Origin of the sequence: Phyllobacterium chamaecytisi (assembly GCF_020164455.1) — a bacterium.
GTDB classification, from domain to species: Bacteria; Pseudomonadota; Alphaproteobacteria; order Rhizobiales; family Rhizobiaceae; genus Phyllobacterium; species Phyllobacterium chamaecytisi.
Genome location: NZ_JAIQWW010000036.1, coordinates 1 through 25285, shown reverse-complemented (window position 1 = coordinate 25285; position 25285 = coordinate 1). Strand labels below are relative to the sequence as shown.

The 25285-nt window shown below is 54.9% G+C and carries 24 protein-coding genes; 15 read left to right on the top strand and 9 right to left on the bottom strand.

What is annotated here, in order from left to right; genetic code table 11:
• Window positions 1-43 precede the first annotated feature (43 nt).
• From LB462_RS29875 to LB462_RS29865, 3 genes are all read right to left on the bottom strand, one after another.
• Window positions 44-1051, bottom strand: a complete 1008-nt coding sequence (locus tag LB462_RS29875) for an aldo/keto reductase (RefSeq protein WP_224515588.1) — start codon at window positions 1049-1051, stop codon at window positions 44-46.
• Window positions 1052-1125: 74 nt separating this feature from the next.
• Window positions 1126-1338, bottom strand: coding sequence for a hypothetical protein (locus tag LB462_RS29870; RefSeq protein ID WP_224515587.1), 213 nt, complete (start codon window positions 1336-1338; stop codon window positions 1126-1128).
• 69 nt (window positions 1339-1407) lie between these two features.
• Window positions 1408-2754: a Rieske 2Fe-2S domain-containing protein gene (locus LB462_RS29865; RefSeq protein ID WP_224515585.1), complete on the bottom strand. Its 1347-nt coding sequence runs from the start codon at window positions 2752-2754 to the stop codon at window positions 1408-1410.
• 193 nt (window positions 2755-2947) lie between these two features.
• On the opposite strand from LB462_RS29865, the gene LB462_RS29860 reads away from it, so the two are divergent.
• The 4 genes from LB462_RS29860 (at window position 2948) to LB462_RS29845 (ending at window position 6474) form a co-directional block, all read left to right on the top strand.
• Entirely contained in the window at window positions 2948-3691 is a 744-nt protein-coding gene (locus tag LB462_RS29860) for an IclR family transcriptional regulator (protein ID WP_224515584.1), read from the top strand.
• Window positions 3692-3751: 60 nt separating this feature from the next.
• A complete protein-coding gene (locus LB462_RS29855; RefSeq protein ID WP_224515583.1) occupies window positions 3752-4699 on the top strand; it encodes a PDR/VanB family oxidoreductase in 948 nt (315 codons plus the stop codon).
• 92 nt (window positions 4700-4791) lie between these two features.
• Window positions 4792-5490 (top strand): class II aldolase/adducin family protein, encoded by a 699-nt coding sequence (locus tag LB462_RS29850; protein WP_224515581.1) that lies wholly within the window; start codon window positions 4792-4794, stop codon window positions 5488-5490.
• 21 nt (window positions 5491-5511) lie between these two features.
• Window positions 5512-6474 (top strand): LysR family transcriptional regulator, encoded by a 963-nt coding sequence (locus LB462_RS29845; RefSeq protein ID WP_370637349.1) that lies wholly within the window; start codon window positions 5512-5514, stop codon window positions 6472-6474.
• 19 nt (window positions 6475-6493) lie between these two features.
• Here the strand turns inward: LB462_RS29845 and LB462_RS29840 are convergent, their stop codons facing one another.
• A complete protein-coding gene (locus LB462_RS29840) occupies window positions 6494-7546 on the bottom strand; it encodes an ABC transporter substrate-binding protein (RefSeq protein ID WP_224515580.1) in 1053 nt (350 codons plus the stop codon).
• 288 nt (window positions 7547-7834) lie between these two features.
• Here LB462_RS29840 and LB462_RS29835 point away from each other — a divergent pair, with 288 nt between their 5' ends.
• The 3 genes from LB462_RS29835 to LB462_RS29825 are packed head-to-tail and all read left to right on the top strand — an operon-like array spanning window position 7835 to window position 11750.
• A complete protein-coding gene (locus LB462_RS29835; protein WP_224515578.1) occupies window positions 7835-8827 on the top strand; it encodes a substrate-binding domain-containing protein in 993 nt (330 codons plus the stop codon).
• Window positions 8828-8882: 55 nt separating this feature from the next.
• A complete protein-coding gene (locus tag LB462_RS29830) occupies window positions 8883-10634 on the top strand; it encodes an ABC transporter permease (RefSeq protein WP_224515576.1) in 1752 nt (583 codons plus the stop codon).
• An 18-nt stretch (window positions 10635-10652) separates the two neighbouring features.
• Window positions 10653-11750 carry an ABC transporter ATP-binding protein gene (locus tag LB462_RS29825; RefSeq protein ID WP_224515574.1) on the top strand — a complete coding sequence of 366 codons (1098 nt, stop codon included), beginning with the start codon at window positions 10653-10655 and terminating at the stop codon, window positions 11748-11750.
• A 44-nt stretch (window positions 11751-11794) separates the two neighbouring features.
• Here the strand turns inward: LB462_RS29825 and LB462_RS29820 are convergent, their stop codons facing one another.
• Window positions 11795-12544, bottom strand: a complete 750-nt coding sequence (locus LB462_RS29820; RefSeq protein WP_224515572.1) for an IclR family transcriptional regulator — start codon at window positions 12542-12544, stop codon at window positions 11795-11797.
• Between the two features lie 96 nt (window positions 12545-12640).
• The gene (locus LB462_RS29815) at window positions 12641-14254 is read right to left on the bottom strand and encodes an FAD-dependent monooxygenase (protein ID WP_224515570.1); all 1614 of its coding nucleotides are present in this window, start codon (window positions 14252-14254) and stop codon (window positions 12641-12643) included.
• Window positions 14255-14516: 262 nt separating this feature from the next.
• On the opposite strand from LB462_RS29815, the gene LB462_RS29810 reads away from it, so the two are divergent.
• Complete coding sequence (locus LB462_RS29810; protein ID WP_224515569.1) at window positions 14517-15506, top strand: ABC transporter substrate-binding protein; 990 nt, start codon at window positions 14517-14519, stop codon at window positions 15504-15506.
• A 61-nt stretch (window positions 15507-15567) separates the two neighbouring features.
• Here the strand turns inward: LB462_RS29810 and LB462_RS29805 are convergent, their stop codons facing one another.
• Complete coding sequence (locus LB462_RS29805) at window positions 15568-16500, bottom strand: LysR family transcriptional regulator (protein ID WP_224515568.1); 933 nt, start codon at window positions 16498-16500, stop codon at window positions 15568-15570.
• Between the two features lie 107 nt (window positions 16501-16607).
• On the opposite strand from LB462_RS29805, the gene LB462_RS29800 reads away from it, so the two are divergent.
• From LB462_RS29800 to LB462_RS29775, 6 genes are all read left to right on the top strand, one after another.
• Window positions 16608-17621, top strand: a complete 1014-nt coding sequence (locus LB462_RS29800) for an amidohydrolase family protein (protein ID WP_224515566.1) — start codon at window positions 16608-16610, stop codon at window positions 17619-17621.
• A 137-nt stretch (window positions 17622-17758) separates the two neighbouring features.
• A complete protein-coding gene (locus tag LB462_RS29795; RefSeq protein WP_224515565.1) occupies window positions 17759-18802 on the top strand; it encodes an ABC transporter substrate-binding protein in 1044 nt (347 codons plus the stop codon).
• 37 nt (window positions 18803-18839) lie between these two features.
• The gene (locus LB462_RS29790) at window positions 18840-19886 is read left to right on the top strand and encodes an ABC transporter substrate-binding protein (RefSeq protein ID WP_224515563.1); all 1047 of its coding nucleotides are present in this window, start codon (window positions 18840-18842) and stop codon (window positions 19884-19886) included.
• 2 nt (window positions 19887-19888) lie between these two features.
• A complete protein-coding gene (locus LB462_RS29785) occupies window positions 19889-20746 on the top strand; it encodes an ABC transporter ATP-binding protein (RefSeq protein ID WP_370637348.1) in 858 nt (285 codons plus the stop codon).
• Entirely contained in the window at window positions 20743-21549 is an 807-nt protein-coding gene (locus LB462_RS29780) for an ABC transporter permease (protein ID WP_224515561.1), read from the top strand. Before LB462_RS29785 ends, LB462_RS29780 begins: the two co-directional genes overlap by 4 nt.
• A 34-nt stretch (window positions 21550-21583) precedes the next feature.
• On the top strand, window positions 21584-22348 hold the full coding sequence (locus LB462_RS29775; RefSeq protein ID WP_224515559.1) for a class II aldolase/adducin family protein: 765 nt from the start codon (window positions 21584-21586) through the stop codon (window positions 22346-22348).
• Between the two features lie 3 nt (window positions 22349-22351).
• On the opposite strand, the gene LB462_RS29770 is transcribed toward LB462_RS29775, so the two are convergent.
• Both LB462_RS29770 and LB462_RS29765 read right to left on the bottom strand, forming a co-directional pair.
• On the bottom strand, window positions 22352-22852 hold the full coding sequence (locus tag LB462_RS29770; RefSeq protein ID WP_224515558.1) for a gluconokinase: 501 nt from the start codon (window positions 22850-22852) through the stop codon (window positions 22352-22354).
• Window positions 22849-23616, bottom strand: coding sequence for an SDR family oxidoreductase (locus LB462_RS29765; protein WP_224515556.1), 768 nt, complete (start codon window positions 23614-23616; stop codon window positions 22849-22851). Before LB462_RS29765 ends, LB462_RS29770 begins: the two co-directional genes overlap by 4 nt.
• 163 nt (window positions 23617-23779) lie before the next feature.
• Here LB462_RS29765 and LB462_RS29760 point away from each other — a divergent pair, with 163 nt between their 5' ends.
• On the top strand, window positions 23780-25213 hold the full coding sequence (locus tag LB462_RS29760) for an aldehyde dehydrogenase family protein (protein WP_224515555.1): 1434 nt from the start codon (window positions 23780-23782) through the stop codon (window positions 25211-25213).
• Window positions 25214-25285: the final 72 nt, after the last annotated feature.

The window sequence follows — 25285 nt, the reverse complement described above, 5'->3', positions numbered from 1 at the left end:
GTAGACGTCTCTCAGTCTCGGGCCGACGTTTGCACTGGCAGAGTCAGTGGTGCCAGATGGTTTCGATGTCCGTAAGGAGATTTTGCGGCAACGGTCCTGCGTCGGAAGCTGCAGCCGCTGCTGCCAGCTGTTCTGCTGAGGTGATTCCACCTAAAAGTGTCGTCACAGCCGTATTGCTGAGAATGAACCTGTAGGCGAGTTCGACGAGTTCGATATTTTCACGCACAGCCAGCGCTTGAAATTCCCGCGCCTTGTGCAGAACGCCTTTTGCCTCCAGCGCTTCGATATTCTTCGCACGTGCAAGCGGATGCGTTTGTTGCCCGCGCAATACAGCATCGGTCAGAACGCCGCCGGCAAGCGGGCTAAAGACCGCAACCCCGCAACCAGCTGCTTTGGCGACCTTGATGACGTCGCCGTAATCGGGTTTGACGCCGATGCTGCTCGAATAGGGGTAACCGGCGCTCGGGTTCAACAATGTGTAAGGCACGTTGATCATGTGGAAGAGGCCGGTATCAAGGAGTTGGCGCACCTCATCGATATCGTTGCCGCGACACACGAACCCCGCATGACGCGCCTTGCCCTTCCGAAGAATGGCGTCGACACCTTCCAGTACGCCACCTTGCCGATGATAGTCTTCAGTCCAAAGCGTGGCGTAGTACTTAGCTTCCATGACAGGCTTTGCGGCGACAGGCCCATTATGAATCTGCACGATATCGATTGTGTCGCGTTTGAGCCGGCGCAAACTTTCTTCGACTGACCGTTCGATATGTCCAGCTATATCATCAAGGTTCTCGGCACGGATCTCGACCTTGGTATTGATAACGGGATCAGCACCGAGTTCTTTCAGCACACGGCCGAGATTAACTTCAGCCGCGCCGGCGCCATAGTCAGGTGCATTATCGAAGTAGCTGATGCCGCATTCCAGGGCTCGCTCGACAACGCGCAATTGCTCGGCATATTCACCACTCACCATGAGACCGGCATTGCCGCCACAACCAAAACCGATTTCGGATATGCTCAGATCGGTCGATCCGACGCGGCGCTGTTTCATGTGTTACTCCAGATATGCATCGACAGCTGGTGAGAACCATCAGCCGCCTCGGATTTCTGATATTGCGGAGAGATTCAACTCTCGATGACCCGGGCCGACTGGAGGCTGCCACCGGGCGTAATCTCGCACAGGACGTGGCGGCTTTTCGAGACATCGATGCGCGCAACTATGTTCTGGCCCTCGAGCGGCACCGATGGCGTCAAGGTGACCGACCTGACAGTCATGGTCGGGACCTGATCGATCAGGTCCTTGAGGACAGCGTCGATGGCTTCGCGTGTAATTGGCATTTCAATCCTGCTCCAGCTCGAAAAGCCGCGCCGCCAATCTTCAAAGTATGGCGGCGCGGGCGCGATAGCCTAGGCGTGTTCGGTCACCGCTTGCCCGGCACGCTCGATGTCGTATTCCTCGATCTTGCGATGCAGATCCTTGACCGTTTCAATCAAAGGACCGTAGCGGTCGGCGTCGTCATTGGCAAAGCCCTTGTGGTAGTACTTGCGGAAGCCGTGTTTGATCAGCGTCTCGGGCTTGGAATAGTCGGGTGGTGAGCCAGTAGGGTGAATCATGTCCGGGCTCTTCCGGAAGAAATTCATCGGTTCGAGGCCCTGTTCAACGCGCTTGATCTGTTCATCGAGCTGACGGCGCAATACCACAATCGGGATGTCGGTACGGCCAAGCAGTTCCGTAGTCCGATCCGCTATCGGGCCTTGCGCAACCCAGACGATCGCATCCTGGGCGAGAACGTAGTCGAGGATCGGTTCACCCTTCTCGTCATGTGTCGGCGGAATATAATAGGGCACGACATCCTGTTTTGGGGCTTCGACTCCGGGCGGGGCCGAATAGGCCTGATAGCAGATGTGATAGGTGTGCGTATCGTCGATAGGCACGCGGATCTGATATTCGCTGCGCGTCGCGCCGGTCTTGCCCGTCTGTGTGTAGAATGGGAAAATCACGGTGGAATGCTCCTGATCCTTGTCGGAATCCGCACCAAGCGCCTTGGAATAGCGGATGCCCTTGCGGAATCCATGCTCGGTTTGATTGGCGTAGATTTCCTTGATCCCGACGCCCACACGTTTGCGTTGATGCAGCGTATGCATATTGTCGGAACTGCGATCCTCGAGTTGCCCCTTCTTCTCCAGCACATATTCGAACATGTGACCATGCGCCCAGGCACTATGTGTCGGGTCGCCAGTATTCTCCTGGCATTGCAGCCAATTGCAGTCGATGATGTTGATGCCGATCTGGCGAATGGCATTCGGCCATACCAGCAGATCCCATCGCGGTAGGTCCGGGGCCGGAAGCGGGCCCATATAGGCGAAGACCAGGCCGCCAAGTTCGCGCACCGGATAACCCTTGAGCTTCTGTTTGATCTCGGCTTGTGGAGCGCCTTCCATCGGCCGTTCGACGCAGCTGCCAGTCTCATTGTAGAGCCAGCCATGATAGGGGCAGCGCAATCCGCACTCGTCCGGAATGCCGAACTTCATATCGACATTGCGATGCAGGCAGCGATCGCCAATCAAACCCAGATTGCCGCTCTTGTCTTTGTAGAGTGTAAGGTCTTCGCCAAGGATGCGTACTTTCTTGACCGGATTTTCCAAAAGTTCAGCAAAAGGCGCGATCGGCAGCCAGTAGCGCCGCATCAGTTCACCGCCTGGCGTTCCGGGACCAACGCTGGTCAAGCGTTCATTCTGTTCTTTCGTGAGCATTTTCTTCTCCCAAGTTGCGGCAGCCGAGAGCCACTCCGTGTTGGCGCAATAGGTTCAGGTCCTGAACATTGCTTGCCGGACGGCGGGCCAGTTTCGAACCCTGTCTCTCCTAGTTTGTAATCATTATAAATGTTCTGTCAAGCGGATCATGTTCTGCTAGACAGAATATCGTTTGAATGCTAGGGTGATTGTCATGGATGGGTCGAGTGATGAAATGGATGTCGGTAGAGAGCGCGTTGAAGCAGTCGAACGCGCTATCGCGCTGCTGCAATGTTTCGAAGAGCCGGGTGAAGCCTTGACATTGTCGGTGCTTTCCCAGCGCTCGGGTCTGTACAAGAGCACAATCCTGCGGTTGGCAGGTTCGCTTTTGCATACGGGCTTCATGGATAAGGGCGCGGATGGACGTTATTTGCTTGGGCCTGAATTGCGCCGGCTTGGCGAACTGAGCCGCTCGAAATTCACGCTTGAAGCGCTTATCAGGCCGGTGCTGCGTCATCTGACCACGATCACTCAGGAAACCGCGTCGTTTTACGTGCGTGATGGCGATGAACGTGTCTGCCTTTACAGGGAAAATTCTCCACGCAGCGCGCGCCATCACCTGGAAGAGGGAACGCGGCATCCACTCGATCACGGCGCCGCCGGCGTGCTTCTCACTTGGTACGGTATGACGGCAGATTCCGAACGAGCGGTTGAGCTGCGAGAAACCGGTTCAATTGTATCGAAGGGCGGACGCGACGAGGATCTCGCCGCGGTCGCAGTGCCGATCGTCAACCGGCATGGCGAATTGATAGGATCCTTGTCGGTGTCTGGACTGATAAGCCGCTTCTCCGACGAGCGGATCAACTCGGCACGCAAACTACTGAAGGAATCCGCAGAGGCGCTCAAACCGCGCCTGCCGCGTCTTGATGAAATCAATCTGCGACGATCTGACGGCTGACGCCGCGATTTGGCCGCCAACGACGGGAGGGGGGCCACCGTCGGGATAAGGGAGAAGAAATTGGAAGCCGTTCCCACCAAAACGATGACAATGCGTCTGACCGGGATTCAGTACCTGGCGCATGAGACAAATCTCTATGAATTCGAGCCCATCGCTGGCGAGGCTATCCCTGCGGCCGGACCCGGAGCGCATATCGACATCCATTTGCCGAATGGGACGATCCGTCCCTATTCGCTCGTGCATTCGGGCACAGAAAATCGCTATACAATCGGAGTCAAACGCGATGCCTCCGGCCGTGGTGGCTCCGCTTGCCTTCATGATACGGTAAAAGTTGGATCGGTTCTAACGGTTGGCGTTCCACGCAACAATTTTCCATTGGTGGAAACCGCTGATCATACCGTCCTCATCGCCGGTGGCATCGGTATCACCCCGATCTGGTGCATGGCAGAGCGACTGAAGGAACTCGGCCGCAGTTTTGAATTGCACTATGCTTGCCGTGACCGCCGTGACGTTGCTTTTCCGAAGAAACTCGAAAAACTATCCGAGGCACGTATCCATATCGATACCGAAGCAGGAACCTTTCTTGATCTTGGCGCCATCATCGATCGGGCACCGACTAGTTCGCATCTCTATTGTTGTGGCCCGGCGCCTATGCTGGATGCTTTTGAGGCGAATACGAGAGACCTTGATCCCGGCCGTGTTCATCTGGAGCGCTTTGCTCCTGTCGAAGAAGTCTCACGCGAGGGGGGCTTTGTCGTCATGCTCGAGAAATCGGGCCGGGAATTCGTGATTCCTGAGGGAAAATCGATCCTTGAGGTGCTGCGCGATGCCGGGCTGGATGTGGATTTCTCGTGCGAGCAAGGCATCTGCGGTGCTTGCCAAGTGCAGGTGGTTGAGGGCGAGCCCGATCATCGCGACATGTTTCTCTCGGATGAAGAAAAAGCTGAAGGCGGCATGATGATCTGTTGCTCCGGCTCCAAGACGCCGCGTCTGACCCTGGCCCTTTGATCGGTATTTCCATTAACTGCACAACATGCCTGCTGCGTGAAAGCACTGGCCGAGGACCGAAATTCATACACACTTATAACGGAGGATACTAAATGGCAGACCACCTGAAGCAACGATTGATCGAGGCAGGCCTCGTCCTTGACGCACACAATCTTGGCGATTTTACACGTGGTCATGTCTCAGTGCGCAATCCATCGGATCCTTCGATATTCTTCATGAAGCCTCATAGCTTGGGGTTTGAAGAGATAACGATGGAGAACATCGTTATCTGCAATCTGGAGGGTGAGAAAATCGGCGGCGGTGGGAAGCGGCACAGTGAAGTATTTATCCATTCGGAAATCTTCAAAATCCGGCCCGATCTCAATTCGGTCATTCACGCACATCCGAAATATGCCGTTGCGTTATCCTCGACGCGCAGGCCATGGCGGGCGTGTTCGCAGGCAAGTGCGAGCTTTGACGGCGTCGGCTACTATGACGACACGATAAATTTGATACGGAGCCAGGAGACCGGCCGGGGTGTCGCCGAGGCCTTGGGGAACTACAAGGCGGTGCTGATGCGGGGCCATGGCGTCGCAGTTGCCGGAAATTCTATTGAAGAGGCCGTGGTTCGTACGATAATGCTTGAGAACGCATGTGAGGATCAGGTTATTTTGCAGTCTCTGGGAGGAGATCTCGTAGAATTCGATAAAGAGGACGTAGATAGGCTTTGCCGCACTCTCGACCGGCCGGAACAATATATTGTAAATTTCGACTATCTCGCGCGAAAGGCAAAGCGCGGTTTGGCGGCTTAAGAACTTGAATGAGGTGACGCTATCAATCTGAAACAGCTCAGTAATTTCATCAAGTCGGTTGAAACCGGCAATATGACGAAAGCTGCTGAACGGCTGAATGTCTCTCAAACCGCGCTTGGTCTGCAGATCCGCAATCTCGAGACCATGCTCGGTGTTGAGCTTCTCGTACGCCATTCGCGTGGGATAACCACGACCGAGGCGGGTCGCCTGCTGTTCGATCGCGGCGTTGCAATCATGCGCCTGGTGGAAGAAGCCAAGAGGGATGTGTCCGCGTTTCGCATGTCCGCTCTGGAAAATATCTCTATCGGCGTCACACCAAGCATCATGCGGCTTGTGGGGGCTGACTTCCTTGTCTCGGCCATGTCCGAACTCCCGGGCGTATCGGTGAGGCTGGTCGAGGAACTGAGCTTTGTGCTTGTTGACCTCCTGCTGCGGGATGAGATTGATCTTGCGCTTGCCTATGATGTCACCGAAAGCATCACCTCGATGCGGACCGCCCTGATGAAGGAAGATCTATTTTTCATCACTGCGCCCGGCAGCGCTTTCCCGCGTGGAGGCGTGAAGTTCAAAGATGCCGTGGCTTCGAATTTGGCACTTCCGAGCGACCGTGACAATGTTTGGCGTGCCGTTCATAGGGCCGCGAAGTTATCAACGGTACCCGTCAATGTGCGCTTCACCATCCAGTCGCTCGAGACGATCAAAACGTTGGTTGAACGGGGCGTCGCGACGAGTATCGTTCCATACGGCGTGGCTGCAGAAGAAATCGCAAGGGGTGCGATCGAGGCACACACGATCGAAGGACCGGAGCTGGTCCGGACACTGTATCTTGCTGAATCGCCAAATCGTATGGCGATTCAGCAGGAAGGCGCGCTACGCGATTTTATCGATATGCTGGTCGATACGCTCGCTGATCGCATAGGGCCACATGCCACGGTGATTGGCCGCTGCGGGACTGCAGGGCAATCTTCGGCCGCCCTCGAATAGTCGAAAGCGGCCAATTCCATCAGTCTGCCTCGCCGCGGACGACGATTTTCTGGTAAAGCGGTTCCCATTTCTTTGAGTTGTCGAGTTTCTCTGCCGGATCGGCAATCTTGAGCGCAATACCCTTCAAAGGTGATTCAACTTTTGTCGAGGTTGGGACATAGTTCAATTGCTTCAGAATGGGTTGACCCTCCGTCAGCATGTAGTCTTCAAAGAGTGCTGCTGCGTTGGGGTGAGGCGCGGTCTTGATGACTCCGATTCCGTTTGCACGCGCGATGGCAGGCTCAAGTGCAAACCAGTCGATGGGTGCTCCCTCTTTCTTTGCCTGTTCAGGCATATAATTATAGAGCGTAAGTCCTATCGGTACTTCGCCCGCTGCGACAAGTGTGTTCAACAGCGAGTGACCCTTGCGAATTGACAAGCCGTTGCCGGCAACAAGATCGCGAAAATATTTCAAGCCCTTTTCTTCGCCCATGTTTTGAACGACCGTCGTGAACCAGTCGATGTCTTCCACTTCGAAGCCGAGCTTGCCCTTCCACTTCGGGTCGAGAAGATCTTCATAAGTTTTTGGAAGTTCTTCCTTCTTGACGAGGTTGGTATTGTAGCCCTGCACGAACACCGACAAAAGCGTGCTCACCCACTCCTTGTGTTCAGGTACCGTCCCCGGCAGCAGATCGGCAAAATAGGGAGATTCGACTGGCTGGAACATACCCTCGCGGTGCAGTGCTTCCATTTCGGGTGCGCTGATGTGGACTGAATCAACTGTATTGCGGCCGGCCTTCTGCTCCTGGATGACCCGCTGCAACACCGTGTCGCCGCTCGCACGCCAAGGAACGACCTTGATGCCATATTTCTCCTCGAAGGGGCTGATCAGTGGCTGCAGATCGTTCTGCGCAATTGATGTATAAAGCGTCAGCGTACCTTCTGCTTTTGCGGCTTCGACGAGTTTGTTCTCGCGGCCCGCGTCCTTGGAAAGGAGCAAGGCATTGTCGGCTGCAAAGACTGGCACGCCAAATGCCGAAAGCGCGAAGGCTGCAGCGCCTGCGAGCATCAATAGGCGGCGTTGTAAATTCATGATTTCCTCCTCCAATTTTCCCCACAAGCTGACCAACCGGCTCCTCCACTGGATAGTCGGCAGCTTGAATTTTATGACTGAATTTTCAGGGCGGTTTCGCTCAGGGCGAATATTTACCTGCCAGTCTTCCTGACTGTACACGCGACCGGCGGCAGCTTGAACATCAAAAAGCTGCGAGCTCTCCCATGAAAATACTCTTGGATAGAGAGAGTGTGTTGATCTACGCCAGCTAAAAAGCGATCGGTCGCAACGTCGACGTGGGCAACAGGAAACACGGTAGGAACTGGCATGAGCAATCTGCGTTTGACGATGGGCTGTTGGGATTACGATCGTACACGCAGTGTGATGGACGGGTCGATCCGTCCCGATGGTATCGATCTGACTTGCCTTAGCCTACCCGTCGAGGAAACCTTCTTTCGCATGCTCCGGTACAAGGAGTTTGATGTCGCCGAGATGTCACTTTCCTCCTACGTGGTTTCGCTGTTCAAGGAGGAGCGACCGTTCATTGCCATCCCATTCTTTCCGTCGCGATTTTTCCGGCACTCTTCGATCTACGTTAACGCCAATTCCGGTATTCGCGAGCCGAGGGATCTCATCGGGAAGCGTGTAGGCTGCCCTGAATATCAGATGACGGCGCCAGCATGGATCCGAGGCATACTCTCTGACGAGTTCGGTGTGCCGGTGGACAGCGTCACTTATCGGACCGGCGGCGAAGAATCGCCCAATCGCAGCGAAAAACTAAAACTCTCGTTGCCCGATAATATCAAGGTCGAACCAATCGGCCCAGGGCAGACCCTCGCAGCCATGCTGCGAGATGGTGAGATCGATGCACTTTATACGGCCCGGAAGCCCTCAACCTTCGAGGGGAAAAACGGTACCGTGAAACGTCTCTTCGACAATTATGTCAGCGTCGAACGCGAGTACTTTTCCCGCACCGGAATTTTCCCGATCATGCACACCTTTGTGATCAGACGTGAGGTATATGAGAAGAACCGCTGGGTTGCCCAATCCATCTTCAAGGCGCTCAATGCATCTCAGCAAAAAACCTATCGCGATCTCCAGGAAACGGCGGCTCTAAAGACAATGTTACCTTGGGCCGTTGCTCACTACGAAGAGACTGAGAGCGAGATGGGTGCAGATTTCTGGCCCAATGGCTTCGAAAAGAACAAGAAGACCTTGGACGTCTTCCTCAGATATTCATACGAACAGGGCCTTTCGCGCCGTCAATTAAAGGCCGAGGAATTGTTCGCGCCTGAAACGCTCGAGGCTTTCGTGATTTGATCTAAATCGTAAAAAGAAGAGTCGTGCCAAACGACCGCATAAAAGGGAGGAACCAATGGCAGTAACGACACCGGACGGTAGCACCGTACATACCTCGCTTGGCCAAGGCTGGGGCCGTTCATTCGACATGAAATGGGTGATCATCGGATTATGCATTGTTGTCGTGGCTTGGCTCGCGCTCATTCCACTCGGTTTCTTGATCTGGCAGAGTTTCGCGTCGACGTCGACTGCGCAGGTTCCCGCGGTATTTACACTAGAAAATTACGCCACAGCATTCGGCACCACCGATTCACTCGGGCTTATGTTCAACTCTTTAAAATTCGCATTCGGGACGGCTGCATTTGCGCTCGTGCTTGGAACATTTTTTGCTTGGGTCAACGAGCGTACCAATACGCCCTTCAAATCCTTGTTCTTCGCAATGTCCATCGTTCCATTGATCATCCCGGGCATTCTGTTCACCGTTTCCTGGATTATGCTGGCAAGCCCGCAAATCGGTATTTTCAATCAGATATTCAGGGACTGGTTTGGCCTCGCGACACCGCTGTTCAACATCTATTCGCTGACGGGCATGATATGGGTTGATGGCCTGCATTATGCGCCGATCGCCTTTCTGCTGGTCACGGCAGCTTTCCGATCGATGGATCCGTCGCTTGAAGAGTCTGCCTTGATGAGCGGTGCTTCCGTCGTACAGGTGGCTTTCAAGATCACGCTTAAATTGGCCTGGCCGGCAATCCTTGCGGCGTTTCTCATTCTATTCGTCAGGGGCATCGAGTCGTTTGAAGTGCCCGCACTGCTCGGTTTGCCCGTTGGACTGCGCGTTTATACGTCCGCGATCTATGACGCAGTTCATAGCTATCCGAGCGATATCGGTCTTGCTTCCGCCTATGCGATGGCGTTGCTGCTGGTCACGTCGCTTGGCATCTACTATCAATCGCGACTGTCCAGCCAAGGTTCGAGGTTTTCCACCGTCACCGGCAAGGGGTTCCGGCCTCGCGTGTCGGATATCGGCCGCTGGCGTTACGCCGCAGCCGGCATTTTCATTCTTTACTGCATCTTTGTGGTTGCTCTGCCATTTCTGGTGCTTTTCTGGGCTTCGCTGCAAAAATACTACGCAGCGCCATCGTGGGCGGCGTTGCACAATCTTTCCTTTGCCGCCTATGGCAAGGTGTTGGCATATCCCGGCTTCTATGGTGTGGTCTGGAACAGCGCGAAGCTCGCTATCGGCGGTGCTACGGTCGTGATGCTTTTGACCTCGGTCATTTGCTGGATCACCATCAAGACAAAGATCCCTGGCCGCTGGGTACTCGACATGCTGGCGTCATTGCCGCTGGTGTTTCCCGGCATCGTCCTCGGCCTTTCGCTCATGATCTTTTATCTCAACTTCGACATCGGCATTTATGGCACGCTGTGGATCATGCTGATGGCGTATGTGATCAAGTTCCTGCCTTATGGAATGCGCTACAACAGCACCTCAATGATCCAGATTCATAAGGAACTGGAAGAATCTGCGGCTATGAGCGGTGCCTCCTGGTTTACGATCTTCCGGCGGATCGTTCTTCCGCTGTTGAAGCCGGGCCTGATGGCGGGCTGGATCTACATAATCGTCGTGTCGGTACGTGAATTGTCCAGCTCGATCCTGCTTTACAGCCCCGGCAATGAAGTCATCTCGATCATGATCTGGGAGTTCTGGCAGAACGGCCAGTACATCGAGTTGTCGGCCTTCGGCGTCATGATGATTACCGCGCTCTTTTGCTTCCTGATGGTCGTGCAGACGCTGTCGAAGCGCTTCGGCGTCAAGGACGTTTGATATAATTGGGAGGAAACCATGTTATCAGTTGAAAATCTTAGCACGACCTATCAGGCGCCAGGCGCCAAGCCTGTGCTTGCTGCAAGCAATATAAATTTCTCTGTTCCAACCGGGCGACTCTTTACTCTGCTTGGGCCAAGCGGTTGCGGCAAGACTACGACATTACGGTCAATTGCAGGACTGGAGCGTCCTTCAAAGGGTGTTATCAAGGCCCATGATACGGTGGTCTACTCCTCGGCCGGCAATATCTTCGTAGCACCGAACCATCGGCAATTCGGCATGGTCTTCCAATCCTATGCCATCTGGCCGCATATGACGGTCTTCCAGAATGCGGCTTTTCCGTTGCAGGTGCAGAAAAAGCGCCTGTCGGGCAAGGACATCCGCGACAAGGTCATGAAAGTATTGGCCGCGGTATCTCTCGATCATGTCGAGGAGCGGGAAGCAACACGATTGTCGGGTGGTCAGCAGCAGCGGCTTGCACTGGCGCGCGCATTGGTCATGGAACCAAGATTGCTGCTACTCGATGAGCCTCTGTCAAATCTCGATGCCAAGTTACGTGACAAGATGCGGTTCGAGCTGAAAAAGATGCAGCGCGAGCTTGGCCTGACCACGATCTACGTTACGCACGATCAGAGCGAAGCGTTGGCGCTTTCCCACGAAATCGCTGTCATGAACGAAGGCAAGATCGTCCAGATTGGATCGCCGCGCGATATTTACGAGCGCCCGGCAAATACCTTTGTCGCCGATTTCATTGGTACCACCAATTTTGTCGAGGGTATTGTACGTGGCGGGACGGACGATAGGCTGGTCGTAGACACTCGAATTGGCCAGCTCAATGTCAATGCACAACCTGGAGTTTCGATTGGCGCCAACGTATCGTTGTCGATCCGGCCGGAGGATGTCCATCTGTCAGACACCGCCCCGGCACCGTCGTCGAACTCGCTGTTTATCGGTACTGTGAGGGCCAAGGTGTTTCTCGGCGAATGCCAGGATTTCAAGATCGACGTGAACGAAACACAGCTTCTGGCTCGGGCTCACCCTTCAGTTCGTACGCTGGTCGGGGAACAGATCCATATTGCGATCGATCCCGAGAAGTGCACACTTCTGGCGGCTTGAGAGATGGTTGAAGGCAGTCGTCGCGACAACGGTGGCGACTGCGTTTAATTTTGTGCCACAGCGTTGGAAATTATACGCGAGCAAAGCACGACTTGTTCGGCTATCCGCTGTACCTTGTCCGGGGTCATTTGGGACTCGCGCACCGTAAGGCTGAGACTGCCGAGAACGTCATGTTCACCATCGAACACCGGGGCTGCAATACCCGCCGCTCCAAGTGTGACTTCCCCCGTCGTGACAACCCAACCCTGCTGGCGATGCACTTTCAAGTTTGCTTTGACCTCAGCAAGAGATTCGCCAAAACCCGCCGCGCCAAATTCCTCTGGAATTCGATTGTAGAGCCTACTTAGCTGATACGCCGGAATATAGGCAAGGATTGCGACAGAGGCAGCGCCAAGAAGCAGCGGGCGGACGCGTCCACGATCGTAATTACTCTGCAAAGTTTCAGTGCCGCGTTCCTGATGGATACACAGAACATGTTCGCGGTACTTCCGGCATAGCAGGGCAATCCCGGAAAACTGGCTGGCAAGCTCTTCCATGACGGGACGTGCTGCACGGATTAGCGGATCGCCCGACCTGATCTTGTAGTCGAGTTCAATGATGCGCGAGCCCAGAACGTAACCGAGGCCGGGCAGGGAAGACAGGAGGCCGGCGTCGGTCAGCGCTTTCAGATAGCGATAGAGCGTGGAGCGCGTATAGCCGACGCGAGCGTGTATTTCATCGAAAGTCAGCGCCACGTAATTCTCGTCGCTGTCGAAGAGATCGAGAATTCCCAGCATACGCTCGTGACTCTGCAAAGATTTCTCCCTGATGCAACGGAATCAGCCTAGTGGCTCACCAACAGCCGAGATTTAGACCGGGGTTAAAGGGAACACAACTCCATCGAATTGATGTCAATGTCCTGTCGCCAAGGCCGCCAGGCTTGCAATATCTTCCGGTAGGCGATTACCGCGCCACACGACGTGCATGTCTGGCCTCACCAGAATGAGATCGTATCCATAGATATCACGGGCTTTGCCGACCGTTATATCGAGGATCTCAAACGGTGCGCCGAGCGATTTGAACTCTTGCTGCAGGGCGCTTGTTTCTGCCGAGGATCCGCCGAGCCGGAGCAGTGCATAGCCTCGACCGATGCGATCCTGAACTGCGTCACCTTCACCAATCCAGATGTGTGGTAAACGAGCTCCGGGCCACGTGGTGGGGTTGTACTCGCGGAAGAGGTGCTCAGGCCCACCGGGCTCATCCCAAATGACGGGCGAACCGACATAGCGGTATCCGAGTTCAGCCCCGATCATTTCATTGGTCTTGCGCTGTTCGACATCGGCGACGCGGGTCAGGTTATCACGTGTGTGCTGGCCTTCCGGCGTATCGTCAGCAATGTCCGGGCGATATTGCGAACGCCATTTACGGCGCCCTTGCGATGCGTAGCGCGATGCGCCGACATTCCGGTCACCGATCTGCCGGCGTTCGATTTCGTAAGAACGCAGCAGGTTGGGACCGCCCCAGCCTTGAAGGGTCGCTGCGAGTTTCCAACCAAGATCGACAGCATCGCCGACGCCGGTATTCATGCCGAGGCCGCCCGTCGGGATGACGAGATGAGCCGAGTCACCAGCCAAAAATATCCTCCCCGCACCATAGCGATCCGCAAGCAGGAGGTTTTGTTTCCACTGACCGACATAAAGCATTTCATAGTTGACCGGCACACCGACCGCCTTTTCGAACTGCTGCGCCATGTCTTCATCGCGTTCGACAACGGCATGCAATGTCCAGTGTTTGGTGGAATCCTGCATGATGAGGAAGGTCGCTTGACCATCCGCGACGTGATAGTGCCGACCTTTGCCTGGACCGCCGGAGATTGGAATGCGATCATATAGGTCTTCACTGTAATAGAGCGCCTGCCGCAAGTGCAGGAGGTTGCCTTCGCCGCGCAGCTTGATTCCGAGCTGCTTGCGCACCGGGCTGGCTCCTCCGTCACAGCCGACGAGATATTTCGCGCGAATCTGTTCGATGTTGCCGCTCAAATCGATAGTTTTTGCCGTCACACCCTGTTCGTCCTGCTCGCAGGATACGAATTCGCATCCATAGCGCACAGTCACTGACGGGAGCGTTTCGGCAACGGATTTCAGCAGAGGTTCGAGCGTGTATTGTGAGATAAGCTGATAGGCTTCGAGCGGCAGACTGGCATCCGGACTCTTCTCTATCTGCTCAAGTGACTCCGTGACAGATGGATAAGGCAATTGCAGCAGCGGGTGCTGGTTCATCGCCAGAACGATAAACACGTCCATGGGTACATCAGCGTCCAGACCCGCTGCTCGTATCTTTTGCGAGAGGCCCATCCTGCGAAAAATTTCCATCGTCCGCGCGTTGCATCGTTCCATTTTCGGCAGAAACTGAGGTGCTTCCTTTTGCTCGATAAGCGTGCATTTCACGCCGCGCTGGCCGAGATCGATGGCCAAGGTAAGGCCGACCGGACCGGCGCCAACGATAAGGACATCTGTATCTGTCATGTCAGGTCACTCATGTTATCGCCGGAACGTGCGTACGCGTCGACGTGAATTGAACGGAAAAGCGGCGGACGACATCGTCGCGCTGCTCACCATTCTTTTTATCGTCAGGCGGAAATTCCCGTCAATCGCTAATTTACAAAAATCTCGTAATGTGGGATAAAATTTTACATTGCAAGGCGCGCGACCCGCCCTTTGCTGAACCGATTCATAGATGACACCTGCTTGGAGCGGGTGGTACAAACGTAGTTGCGGAGGATAAAGAGTGACAAAAAAGGTCGAGCTGACCCTGGCATGTGGTGACTATGAGATCGTCAGGGCTTTGCGGGAAGGTCAGGTCAAGCCGGATGGCATAGAACTGACGATACTAACCGAAATGGATTCGACGACGCGCCACTGGCGCTTTCTCCGAAATGGCGAATTCGATGTCGCAGAGGTTTCCCTTTCGTCTTACGTCACAGCCCGTGGCCGTGACCTGCCATTCAATGCAATCCCGGTGTTTCTCCACCGGCGCTTCAGGCATGGCTTTATCTTCGTCAACAGCAAAAGCGGCATTCGCGAACCGAAGGACCTGATTGGCCGGCGTGTGGGGGTCAAGAATTATCTGGTGACAGCAACGTTGTGGCTGCGTGGCATTCTCGAAAGCGAATATGGCGTGCCGCACCGATCGATCGAATGGTTTGCTGAACTCGACGAAGATGTTGATTTCACACCGCCCGCGGGCTTGAAGTTGACCCGCCTGCCTGATGATAAATCCGTCGAAAAAATGCTACTCGACGGTGAAATCGATGCATTGCTGCATCCGGATCTGATAGACGCCATCGTTGAGAAAGATTCGCGGGTAGGGCGTCTCTTCCCTGACTACAAGCAGGACGAGATCGCGTATTACAAAAGAACCGGCATTTTCCCGATCATGCATGTCATGGGAATACGACCGGAAATTGTTGAGCGTCACCCTTGGGTGCCTATCAACCTGTTTCAGGCCTTCAACGAGGCCAAGCGCCTTGCCATGCAGAGGATGGAAAATCCGCGTGTTGTGCCTCTGGCATGGTATCGCGAGGCTTGGGAGGAGCAGATTGACATTCTTGGTGACGATCCTTGGGCCTATGGCCTAGGCGAGCGCAACCGGCACAATCTCGAAACCGTTATTGGCTATGCTCATCAGCAAGGTTTGATCGACCGTGAGATCCCATTGGAGGAGTTATTCCTCGATGTCGGACAAGGACGAAAGCGCGGGGAGAAATATCGCGTTTAATAGGGTCGATGCCCCTGTTAAACATCGCTCCTCAGTCCAGAATATTCTCATAGTATGCGATTCATATTAGCGGCAGGTCTGGATTTCGCCAGCCGAGTTCGCCGCCCTCAATAATTCGCATAACAAGCGGGCGGATCAGCGCTTCAAGCAAGTGGGCGGTGTTCGCGGACAATGATTGGTGAAGGACAAGCGCGACGGTCCGCTCCAGTTGAGGGTCCGTGATGCGGCGCGCCGTGACACGCTGTTCGCGTATCTCATCCAGAAACAGGCCGTATGGCACGATGGTGCTGCGGCCGTGATGCATAATGATTTCGCGCTTCACATTGGCAGGTTCCACCTCGATCAAGTCTAGCTTGGTCTGCCGGCTTGTCGCGATCTCATCGATCAGCCGTCTGATCGGTCGGACCTTTCCGTCAAGCACTAAGGGAAACTCCGACAGCCTGTCGAATGGCACGGTGTTGTCCGTGTTGGACGCTACCCCGTTCGAGCCGACAAGATAGAGGTATTCCTTATAGAGAGGAACGACGCGAATATGCGGTAAATCTGGCGGGTCATAGCATAGCGCCGCATCCAGTTCCTCCCGTGTCATGGCATCGATGAGCTCGTCGCTCATCCCTTGCTGAACAACAATGTGCAGAACATCTCCGGCTCCCGCCGCCAGCGGCAACAGTTCTGGCAGCAGGGCACGGCCGGGTGTTGGTGCAACGCCCAATGAGATGCGCTTGCTGTTGGGTTTGCCAAAATGCGCGACAGAGCGCTCTGCTTCCGCGAAGGCCTCCAATGCTTTGGTCCCCGTCTCGATCAGAGTCCGCCCTGCCTCCGTGGTGCGCACGCCCCGCGAGTGCCGCTGGAGCAAGATCACGCCGAGTTCATCCTCGAGAAGCTTCAATTGATATCCCAGCGCAGGTTGGGACACGTTGAGGATTCGGGCAGCGGCGGTGAAACTGCCGAGGCGTGCGACCGTGATAAAGTACCGAAGCTGACGAAGATTCATGCTGGTTCCCGAGCTATAAGCGTTACTTATAATACGCTTAAGCAAACGGTATTAGTCCCTAACCAACAGAGTTTCTAGTGTGACTCCACCATATCGAGGAGTTTCCTATGCAATATATCGACGCGTTTAATCATTTCTTTCCGAAAGCTCTTTGGAAGCGCATTCAGTCCCTTGAGGGCGCTGGCAAGGACATCGGCAAGCGGATGCAAGGCGTCCCATGCATCTATGATCTCGATACGCGTTTCCGGGTAATGGACGAATTCGAAAATTATACACAGATCATTTCACTCGGAATGCCACCGCTGGAGGCGATGGGTGATGGCCAGACAGCATTGGACCTAGCGCGGATTGGCAATGACGGCCAAGCCGAACTCGTCAGCAAATACCCTGATCGGTTCGCAGGCTTTGTCGCTGCATTGCCGATGGACACGCCGGAGGCTGCGGCCCGCGAAGCAGAACGTTCGTTTGCGGAACTCGGCGCGAACGGTGTACAGATACATTCCAACGTCAATGGTGCGCCACTTGACGAGGAACGTTTCTTTCAAATTTTCGAAGTCTGCGCGAAGCACGGCAAACCGGTCCTGCTGCATCCTTCGCGTAACGCTTCGATGCCCGACTATGCAACAGAGTCCAAGTCGAAGTATGAGATTTGGTGGACATTTGGCTGGCCTTACGAGACCAGTGCGGCGATGGCTCGTCTGGTATTTTCCGGCTTCATGGACCGTCTGCCCGAGCTCAAAGTCGTAGCCCATCACATGGGAGCGATGGTGCCATTTTTTGAAGGCCGCGTCGGGCCCGGTTGGGACCAACTTGGCAAGCGGACGAGTGACGAAGATCTTACGCTTGTGCTCAAGCGGCTGAAGAAACGTCCTCTCGACTATTTCAAGGACTTCTACGCCGATACCGCCGTTTTCGGCTCCAAGGCGGCTACGCTTTGCGGCTTGGAGTTTTACGGAAGCGATCGTGTGCTCTTCGCCTCGGATTCGCCCTTCGATCCCGAAAAGGGGCCGGGCTATATCCGCGATACGCTGCGGATTCTCAATTCGCTGGATCTCGGCAAGGAGGATATGGAGAAAATCTGCTTCCGCAACGCCCAGGCGCTATTTGGTCTCAAGGGCTAGATATAAGTTTTACTTATACGACCTTACCAAAAACTCTATTTGTGGCCATCTACCGGCGTCTCTAAGCTGGCCACAATAACCCGCCTTCGCTGGTCAAGCGAGGCAGAAGGTTAAATTGCAGACAGGAGGAGACCCGGGTGTTGAGATCATGGATACGTATCTTCTATTCACTGGCACTGGCCGGTGGACTGATGACCAATTCCGCGCAGTCGTATGCAGCCGACAGCGTATCCATCGGCCTTACGAATGCGAGCAGCGACATTGCGCTGTTTATTGCTGACGCCAAGGGTTTCTTCAAGGAAGAGGATATCACGCCAAATTTTGTGGCTTTTGATTCCGCGGCAAAGATGATCGCACCTTTGGGTGCGGGGCAACTCGATGTCGGTGGCGGAGCGGCATCTTCGGGTCTCTACAACGCCATCGAGCGTGGCGTCGGTTTGAAGATAGTCGCGGATAAGGCACGCAATGCACCCGGTTTCGGCTTTCAATCGTTCCTCGTGCGCAAAGCGCTCGTTGATGATGGGTCTGTCAAAACGATCGCCGATCTCAAGGGACGCAAGATAGCAACCGTTGCGCAGGCCAGCAGCGATGCATCCGTATTGAACGAGGGACTGAAAAGTGCCGGTCTCGGATATGGCGACGTGGACAAGGTTTATCTGGGCTTTCCTCAGCAGTTCGTCGCATATCAAAACGGCGCTATCGATGCGAGCATAACAACCGAGCCTACCGTATCGGCAATTCTGGCCGCTGGAACCGCGGTACAATTGACGAGCAATGATACGTTTTATCCGAACGCTCAAACTGCAGTTATTCTTTACGGTCAGGCCTTCGCAGAGGGCAAACCCGACGTCGCCAAGCGCTTCATGAAAGCTTACGTCCAAGCTATTCGCTACTACAACGACGCGTTGGCCAACGGTAAAATCGCCGGCAAGAACGGCGAGGACGTTGTTGCCATCATGGCGAAATATTCCACCGTCAAGGATCTTGCCGTTATCCGGAAAATGACGGCCCATGCCGTCGATCCGAATGGGTCTGTCAATGTCGATAGCTTGAAGAAGGATTGGACATTCTTCAAGGAGCAGAAACAGATCAATGGCGGCGTCCAAGTCGATCAAGTAGTCGATCTAAGCTTCGTGAATGAGGCCGCCAGCGAACTTGGCCCCTACAAGGCGGCTCACTGAGATCGAGTTCGCGACATTGGGGATGGGAGGTTTCAAAATGATTGAAAAAGTTAACCGCACTATCTTGCTCGTTTGCTCATTGCTGATGATGTTCTCCACGACCGGCGCAGCCCGGGCTGCTGACGTCGTCAAAGTAGGGACCGTTGCCTCGACCGGCGAATTCATTCTGAATGTTGCGCAGGGCAAGGGATATTTCGAAGAGGAGGGCATCGAACCGGCCTATACCTTCTTCGACTCTGCAGCCAAAGCCATCGCTCCGCTCGGCACCGGGCAAATCGATGTCGCCGGCGGGGCGGTGTCGGCAGGGCTGTTCAATGCGATCGAGCGCGACATAGCAATCCGGATCATCGCAGACCGTACGTCGGTTGCCCCTGGTTTCGGGTTCCATGGCATCGTGGTGCGAAAAGATCTTGCGGGCACCGAGGTCAAGTCGATCGCTGATCTGAAAGGCCGGAAAATCGCTATCGTCGCCCGCGGCAGCAGCACTGAGTCCATCCTCAACGAAGCAATGAAGAGTGCTGGCCTGGCGTATAAGGACGTGGAAGTCGTATATCTGCCTTTCCCGCAGCAAGCGGCCGCACTGGCAAGCAAGGCGGTGGATGCCGTGATAGCGACCGAGCCTTATCTCACTCCGATGCTGAACCAGAATCTCGGCGTCTTGCTGGCCTCGACCGACACATATTATCCCAATGCCCAAATCGGCGAGCTGATGTTCAGCGAAAACTTTGCCAGCACGCGCAAGGATGTCGGTGTGCGATTTGCCAAGGCCTATATCAGGGCAATTCGCGATTTCCGAAGCGCTTTCGGTCCCGAGGGCCGCCTCGATGGCCCGGGGTCCGATGAGATCGTAGCCTTGATCATGAAATACTCCGGCACGAAGGATGAGAAGCTCTTGCGCAGCATCAAACTTCCTGCGGTGAACATCGATGGCTGGGTCAATAGCGAGAGCATCCAGAAGGATTGGCAGTTCTTCAAAGATCAGGGCCTGATCAAAGGGGGTGTTACCCCTGACAAGATCATCGACAATTCATTCGTCGAAGAGGCGCTCAAGGAACTCGGACCAGCGCAAAAGAACCCAGGGTAGGAATGAGGATGATTCAAGCATTGGCCAAGAAAGCGACTGTACGAGATGATGCTGCAACAGAGTCTCGAGAACGGCCTGCAATCCGGATTAAAGGCCTAAGTAAAAGGTTCGGGTCTTTCACGGCCGTAGACAATGTCACCATCGATATTGCTCGTGGAGAATTCTTCATGATCGTAGGTCCATCGGGTTGCGGCAAGACAACCTTGCTGCGAATCCTGGCAGGTCTTGAAGGGCCCAGTGATGGCAGCATCGACGTAAGTGTCGAGGCGGGATCGCAGCGGCCAGTCAACTCGATGGTTTTCCAGGGCGACTCGATCTTTCCGTGGATGACGGTGTGGGACAACGCGGCATACGGATTGAAGATGCGCCGGGCGCCGCAAGCCCAGATCAAGGAAGTCGTGGGTCACTATCTGGACCGGACTGGCTTGTTGAAATTTGCGGACGCCTATCCGCATCAACTTTCAGGCGGGATGAAACAGCGTGTCTCGATTGCCCGTGCCTTCGCCAACGATCCTGAGATATTGCTCATGGACGAGCCATTTTCGGCTTTGGATGCGCAGAACAAATTACTGCTTCAGGAAGAATTGCTGCGTATCTGGGAGGAGAACAAAAAGACTGTTCTTTTCATCACGCATGACGTGGACGAGGCGGTGAAGCTTGGCGACCGTATCATGGTTATGACCGCGCAACCCGGACGCGTCAAAACGGTGGTTCCGGTGTCGCTCGCGCGTCCGCGTGATGTTCTGGAACTTCAACAGAACCCCGAATTTGGCAAACTGGTACATCAGATATGGTCGAGCCTGCGTGAAGAAGTTCAACGGGCACGCGAACTCGACGAAGCAAAGGGAGTGCGAAAATGAGCGCTCATATCGAAGCAGATACCATCCGGCCCGCCCGCTCCTGGAAAATCAGCGAAAACACGCGGGATCGTCTCATCAGCATAGCGTCGCCAATTCTTCTCCTGCTGGTATGGGAGATCGCTGCACGCACAGGATTGATCGACACGCGCTTCTTTCCAGCACCCTCCAGCATCTTTGAAACGCTTGTCACGCTGAGCAGTACCGGCGAGCTTTGGCAGCACACGGCTGCCAGCCTGCAACGGCTGTTTATCGGCTTTCTGGTGGGTGGCATACCCGCGCTCATTCTGGGAATAATCATGGGTCTCAGCCGGCCGGTACGCGCTGTGTTCGATCCTTTGATTTCCGCTACTTATCCAATTCCGAAAAGTTCCATTTTACCGCTAGCACTGCTGATCTTCGGGCTGGGCGAGGGCTCCAAAATATTCATGGTAGCCATAGGCGTGTTCTTTCCCGTTGCGATCAATGCAACCGCCGGTGTGCGCGAGATCAACAAGATTTATCTGGATGTCGGACGTAATTTCAAGGCTAGCCGTTGGGATACGTTCCGGACAATTGCGTTACCAGGAGCGCTGCCTGTGATCATGACCGGGATAAAGCTCGGCGTTGGCATGGGCTTGGTTCTGATTGCAATCGCAGAAATGATGGGTGCAAAAAGTGGCCTCGGCTACATGATCTGGGCAGCCTGGGAAACGTTCTCCGTCGAACAGATGTATGTCGGTCTCTTCGTGATCGCGATCATCGGTTTCGTTTTGACATTGGTGCTTAACGAGATCGAAAAACGTCTCGTCCCCTGGAAGCGCTAAGTCGCCCGCCCACAGCATGGAAGAAGGAAAGATCATGGATCGGCACGCCCTTATCGAGGAACTGGTCACGGCGAACCACATTCTCGCAAATGAGAATGTATTGGATTCGTTTGGTCACGTGAGCATCCGGAATCCTGATAATCCCGACCGCTTTTTTCTGTCGCGAGCGCGAGCGCCAGCAATCATCGAAGCTGCGGACATCATGGAGTTCACGCTTGAAGGAGTGAGCGTTGGAGCAGAACCCGGCAAACCATACTCCGAGCGCTTTATCCATGCAGGCATCTATGAAGCCCGACCGGAGATCAATGCCGTTGTCCATAACCATAGCCCCAGCGTTATACCTTTTACCGTGACAAGCAAAAAGCTTCGTCCGCTCATGCATATGTGTGCGCCCATCGGCGATGACATTCCAACATGGGATATTCGAACCAAGTTCGGCGATTGCACCAACCTGCTGGTGACGGATCTCGCAATGGCGCGCGATCTTGCGGCCTGTCTCGGCGATCGGACCGTGACGCTGATGAGGGGGCACGGCAGCACCGTGGCTGCCCGTTCTCTTCGTGAGGTCGTGTTCACCTCCGTCTACATGGAACTCAACGCCGATATGCAGATGAAGGCGATGGCCATGGGGGATGTGGAATATCTCTCGGAGGGCGAGATTGCTGCAATCAAACGTGGAAGGGCAGGCTACACATTTGAGCGCGGTTGGGAGAACTGGTGCAATCGTGTGGGTCGCCCCTATGTCCCGGGTAGTCGGGAGTTCGGCGAGGGCTTTTCACGCACTGATCCGCGTGGTTGATTGTTACCAATGTTGTGTTCCCACCCAATCGACGCTCGCTGATGCGATCTCATCGACTGGATGCTCAACGTTCTGTCGCAACACAAGCGGCTCTCCCATTGGAGGTTCGAGCGTTGCGAGTTGGCTGTCAAGCATGGACAGGGGCATGAAGTGCCCCGTTCGCTTGCTCATATGATCACGCAAGACTTCTAAACTTCCATCGAGGAAGATGAAGCCGAGTGGCCCGCCCGCTTCCTGCCTTAGCCGGTCTCGGTAAGATTGTTTCAGGGCTGAACACGAAACAACAACACCTTTTTGGGCCTTCGCCAATTCTGCGCCGATCTTGTCTAGCCACGGCCAGCGGTCTTCGTCGGTGAGCGGAACACCCGATGCCATTATCTCTACATTGACTGGAGGATGAAGCGTATCACCCTCAACGAATGGCAACTCCAGACCTGCCGCGATGGCCCGTCCGACGGAGGATTTGCCGGAACCGCTGACTCCCATGACGACAAGCCGGATCATAGCGACGCTGTAATTCCGCCGTCGACATGGATAATTTGGCCATTGACGAACGAAGAAGCGTTACTGGCGAGAAATACGGCCGCACCAATCAGTTCCTCGACATTGCCCCAACGTCCGGATGGCGTGCGCTTCTCCAGCCAGGATGAAAAGTCGGGATTGTCGACCAACGCCTGATTGAGCGGCGTCTTGAAATAGCCCGGTGCGATCGCATTGACTTGCAGACCGTACTTTGCCCAGTCAGTGCACATGCCACGGGTGAGATTGCGGACTGCGCCCTTCGTTGCGGTATAGGGAGCGATGGAGGGACGGGCAAGTTCGCTTTGTACCGAAGCAATGTTGATGATCTTGCCTCGTCCGCGCTTGATCATATGCTTTGCGACGCTTTGGCCCGCGTAAAAGACGCTTGAGATATTGGTCTGCAGCAATAGCTGCCACTTGTCCTCAGGGAAGTCTTCAAGCGGTGCTCTGAACTGCATCCCAGCATTATTGACAAGAATATCAATCGCACCGATTTCGGCCTCGATCTTGTCGACACCCGCCTTGACCGCTTGCAGATCAGTGACGTCGAAGTCAGAACCATGGACGGTGTAGCCATCGTCTCTTAGCTCAGCGACCGCTGCGTCCACTTTTGCCCTGTCCCGACCATTTATTACCACCGCAGCCCCATGCGCCGCCAATCCTTTGGCAAGCGCAAGACCGATGCCTTGGCTAGATCCCGTGATGAGAGCCAGTCGTCCCTCGAGGTTAAACAGCGGATAGGGCATGGCATTCGTTCCTTGAAGTTCGATCGATCAGCATCAGTCTATCCGCAAATTCGATCCGTTCGAGCTTGTTTGCGGATATCAAAAAAGCGAGAGGCGGGAATTTCGCGTTGAATCACTCTAGTCCTATGGTATTGGTTCGGCCAAACAGAGCGAGAGAAAAATCATGACATTGCACCAGAATCTGATCAACGGCGAATGGGCCGGTGGCGACGCCATTCCCAATATCAATCCGTCGAACACCAATGACGTTGTGGGTCAATATGCACGTGCAACGGCCGAAGATACTCTGAGCGCAATCGCGGCTGCAAAAGCGGCCTTCCCGGCATGGTCGCGCTCCGGCATCCTCGAACGCCACGCCATTCTCCGCAAGACAGCTGACGAGATTACAGCGCGCAAGGATGAGCTTGGCAGATTGCTGTCACGCGAGGAAGGCAAGACCTTGCCAGAGGGTATCGGCGAGACGCTGCGAGCTGCACAAGTATTCGATTTCTTTGCAGGGGAAGTCTTGCGGCTCGCCGGTGAAGTGCTTCCGAGCGCCCGCCCGAACATCGGCATTGAAATAACACGCGAGCCGGTGGGTGTAGTCGGAATCATCACGCCATGGAATTTTCCGATTGCCATTCCGGCCTGGAAGATCGCTCCGGCGCTTGCGTACGGCAACACGGTGGTTTTCAAGCCGGCTGAACTCGTGCCGGGCTGTTCCTGGGCAATCGTCGATATATTGCATCGTGCCGGACTACCGAAAGGTGTGCTCAACCTCGTGATGGGCAAGGGCTCGGTTGTGGGCCAGACAATTCTCGACAGTGCGGACGTCAACGCCATTACGTTCACCGGATCGGTGGGCACGGGTAAGCGGGTTGCTGCGGCATCGGTTGAGCATATGCGCAAATTCCAGCTGGAAATGGGTGGCAAAAATCCATTTGTGGTTCTGGATGACGCCGATTTAAACGTGGCAGTAGAGGCTGCGGTCAACAGCGGTTTCTTCTCAACCGGGCAGCGGTGCACGGCCTCGTCGCGGATCATTGTCACCGAGGGAATACATGACCGGTTCGTTGCGGCGATGACCGAACGCTTGAAGAGCGTTGTAGTCGATGATGCCTTGAAGGCGGGCACGCATATTGGCCCCGTTGTCGATGCAAGCCAACTCAAGCAGGACGAGGACTATATTGCCATTGGCCAGAAAGAAGGCGCTAAGCTCGCTTTTGGTGGCGAGCGGTTGACCCGAGATAATCCCGGTTTCTATCTGCAGCCGACACTCTTCACCGAAGCTACCAACCAGATGCGTATTTCGCGCGAGGAGATATTCGGGCCAGTGGCCAGTGTGATCCGCGTCAGGGACTATGACGAGGCGCTACATACTGCCAACGACACGCCGTTTGGCCTTTCCTCGGGCATTGCAACGACCAGTCTGAAATATGCAACCCATTTCAAGCGGAATGCCGAGGCTGGAATGGTCATGGTGAACCTGCCAACAGCAGGCGTCGATTTCCACGTTCCCTTTGGCGGACGCAAGGGATCCAGCTACGGTCCCCGGGAGCAGGGCAAATATGCTGCGGAGTTCTATACAATCCTAAAAACGGCCTACACACTGGCCTAACAGATCTGACCCAAACATTGATTGCTTGTCACGGGAGCTGCGTCGTTGCAGCGCCCGTATTCGTTGGTTCCG

Coding starts and splice junctions, on each gene's coding strand:
- LB462_RS29875 (WP_224515588.1), bottom strand. CDS start 1,051: ATGAAACAGCGCCGCGTCGGATCGACCGATCTGAGCATATCCGAAATC.
- LB462_RS29870 (WP_224515587.1), bottom strand. CDS start 1,338: ATGCCAATTACACGCGAAGCCATCGACGCTGTCCTCAAGGACCTGATC.
- LB462_RS29865 (WP_224515585.1), bottom strand. CDS start 2,754: ATGCTCACGAAAGAACAGAATGAACGCTTGACCAGCGTTGGTCCCGGA.
- LB462_RS29860 (WP_224515584.1), top strand. CDS start 2,948: ATGGATGGGTCGAGTGATGAAATGGATGTCGGTAGAGAGCGCGTTGAA.
- LB462_RS29850 (WP_224515581.1), top strand. CDS start 4,792: ATGGCAGACCACCTGAAGCAACGATTGATCGAGGCAGGCCTCGTCCTT.
- LB462_RS29840 (WP_224515580.1), bottom strand. CDS start 7,546: ATGAATTTACAACGCCGCCTATTGATGCTCGCAGGCGCTGCAGCCTTC.
- LB462_RS29835 (WP_224515578.1), top strand. CDS start 7,835: ATGAGCAATCTGCGTTTGACGATGGGCTGTTGGGATTACGATCGTACA.
- LB462_RS29830 (WP_224515576.1), top strand. CDS start 8,883: ATGGCAGTAACGACACCGGACGGTAGCACCGTACATACCTCGCTTGGC.
- LB462_RS29825 (WP_224515574.1), top strand. CDS start 10,653: ATGTTATCAGTTGAAAATCTTAGCACGACCTATCAGGCGCCAGGCGCC.
- LB462_RS29815 (WP_224515570.1), bottom strand. CDS start 14,254: ATGACAGATACAGATGTCCTTATCGTTGGCGCCGGTCCGGTCGGCCTT.
- LB462_RS29805 (WP_224515568.1), bottom strand. CDS start 16,500: ATGAATCTTCGTCAGCTTCGGTACTTTATCACGGTCGCACGCCTCGGC.
- LB462_RS29800 (WP_224515566.1), top strand. CDS start 16,608: ATGCAATATATCGACGCGTTTAATCATTTCTTTCCGAAAGCTCTTTGG.
- LB462_RS29790 (WP_224515563.1), top strand. CDS start 18,840: ATGATTGAAAAAGTTAACCGCACTATCTTGCTCGTTTGCTCATTGCTG.
- LB462_RS29785 (WP_370637348.1), top strand. CDS start 19,889: ATGAGGATGATTCAAGCATTGGCCAAGAAAGCGACTGTACGAGATGAT.
- LB462_RS29780 (WP_224515561.1), top strand. CDS start 20,743: ATGAGCGCTCATATCGAAGCAGATACCATCCGGCCCGCCCGCTCCTGG.
- LB462_RS29775 (WP_224515559.1), top strand. CDS start 21,584: ATGGATCGGCACGCCCTTATCGAGGAACTGGTCACGGCGAACCACATT.
- LB462_RS29770 (WP_224515558.1), bottom strand. CDS start 22,852: ATGATCCGGCTTGTCGTCATGGGAGTCAGCGGTTCCGGCAAATCCTCC.
- LB462_RS29765 (WP_224515556.1), bottom strand. CDS start 23,616: ATGCCCTATCCGCTGTTTAACCTCGAGGGACGACTGGCTCTCATCACG.
- LB462_RS29760 (WP_224515555.1), top strand. CDS start 23,780: ATGACATTGCACCAGAATCTGATCAACGGCGAATGGGCCGGTGGCGAC.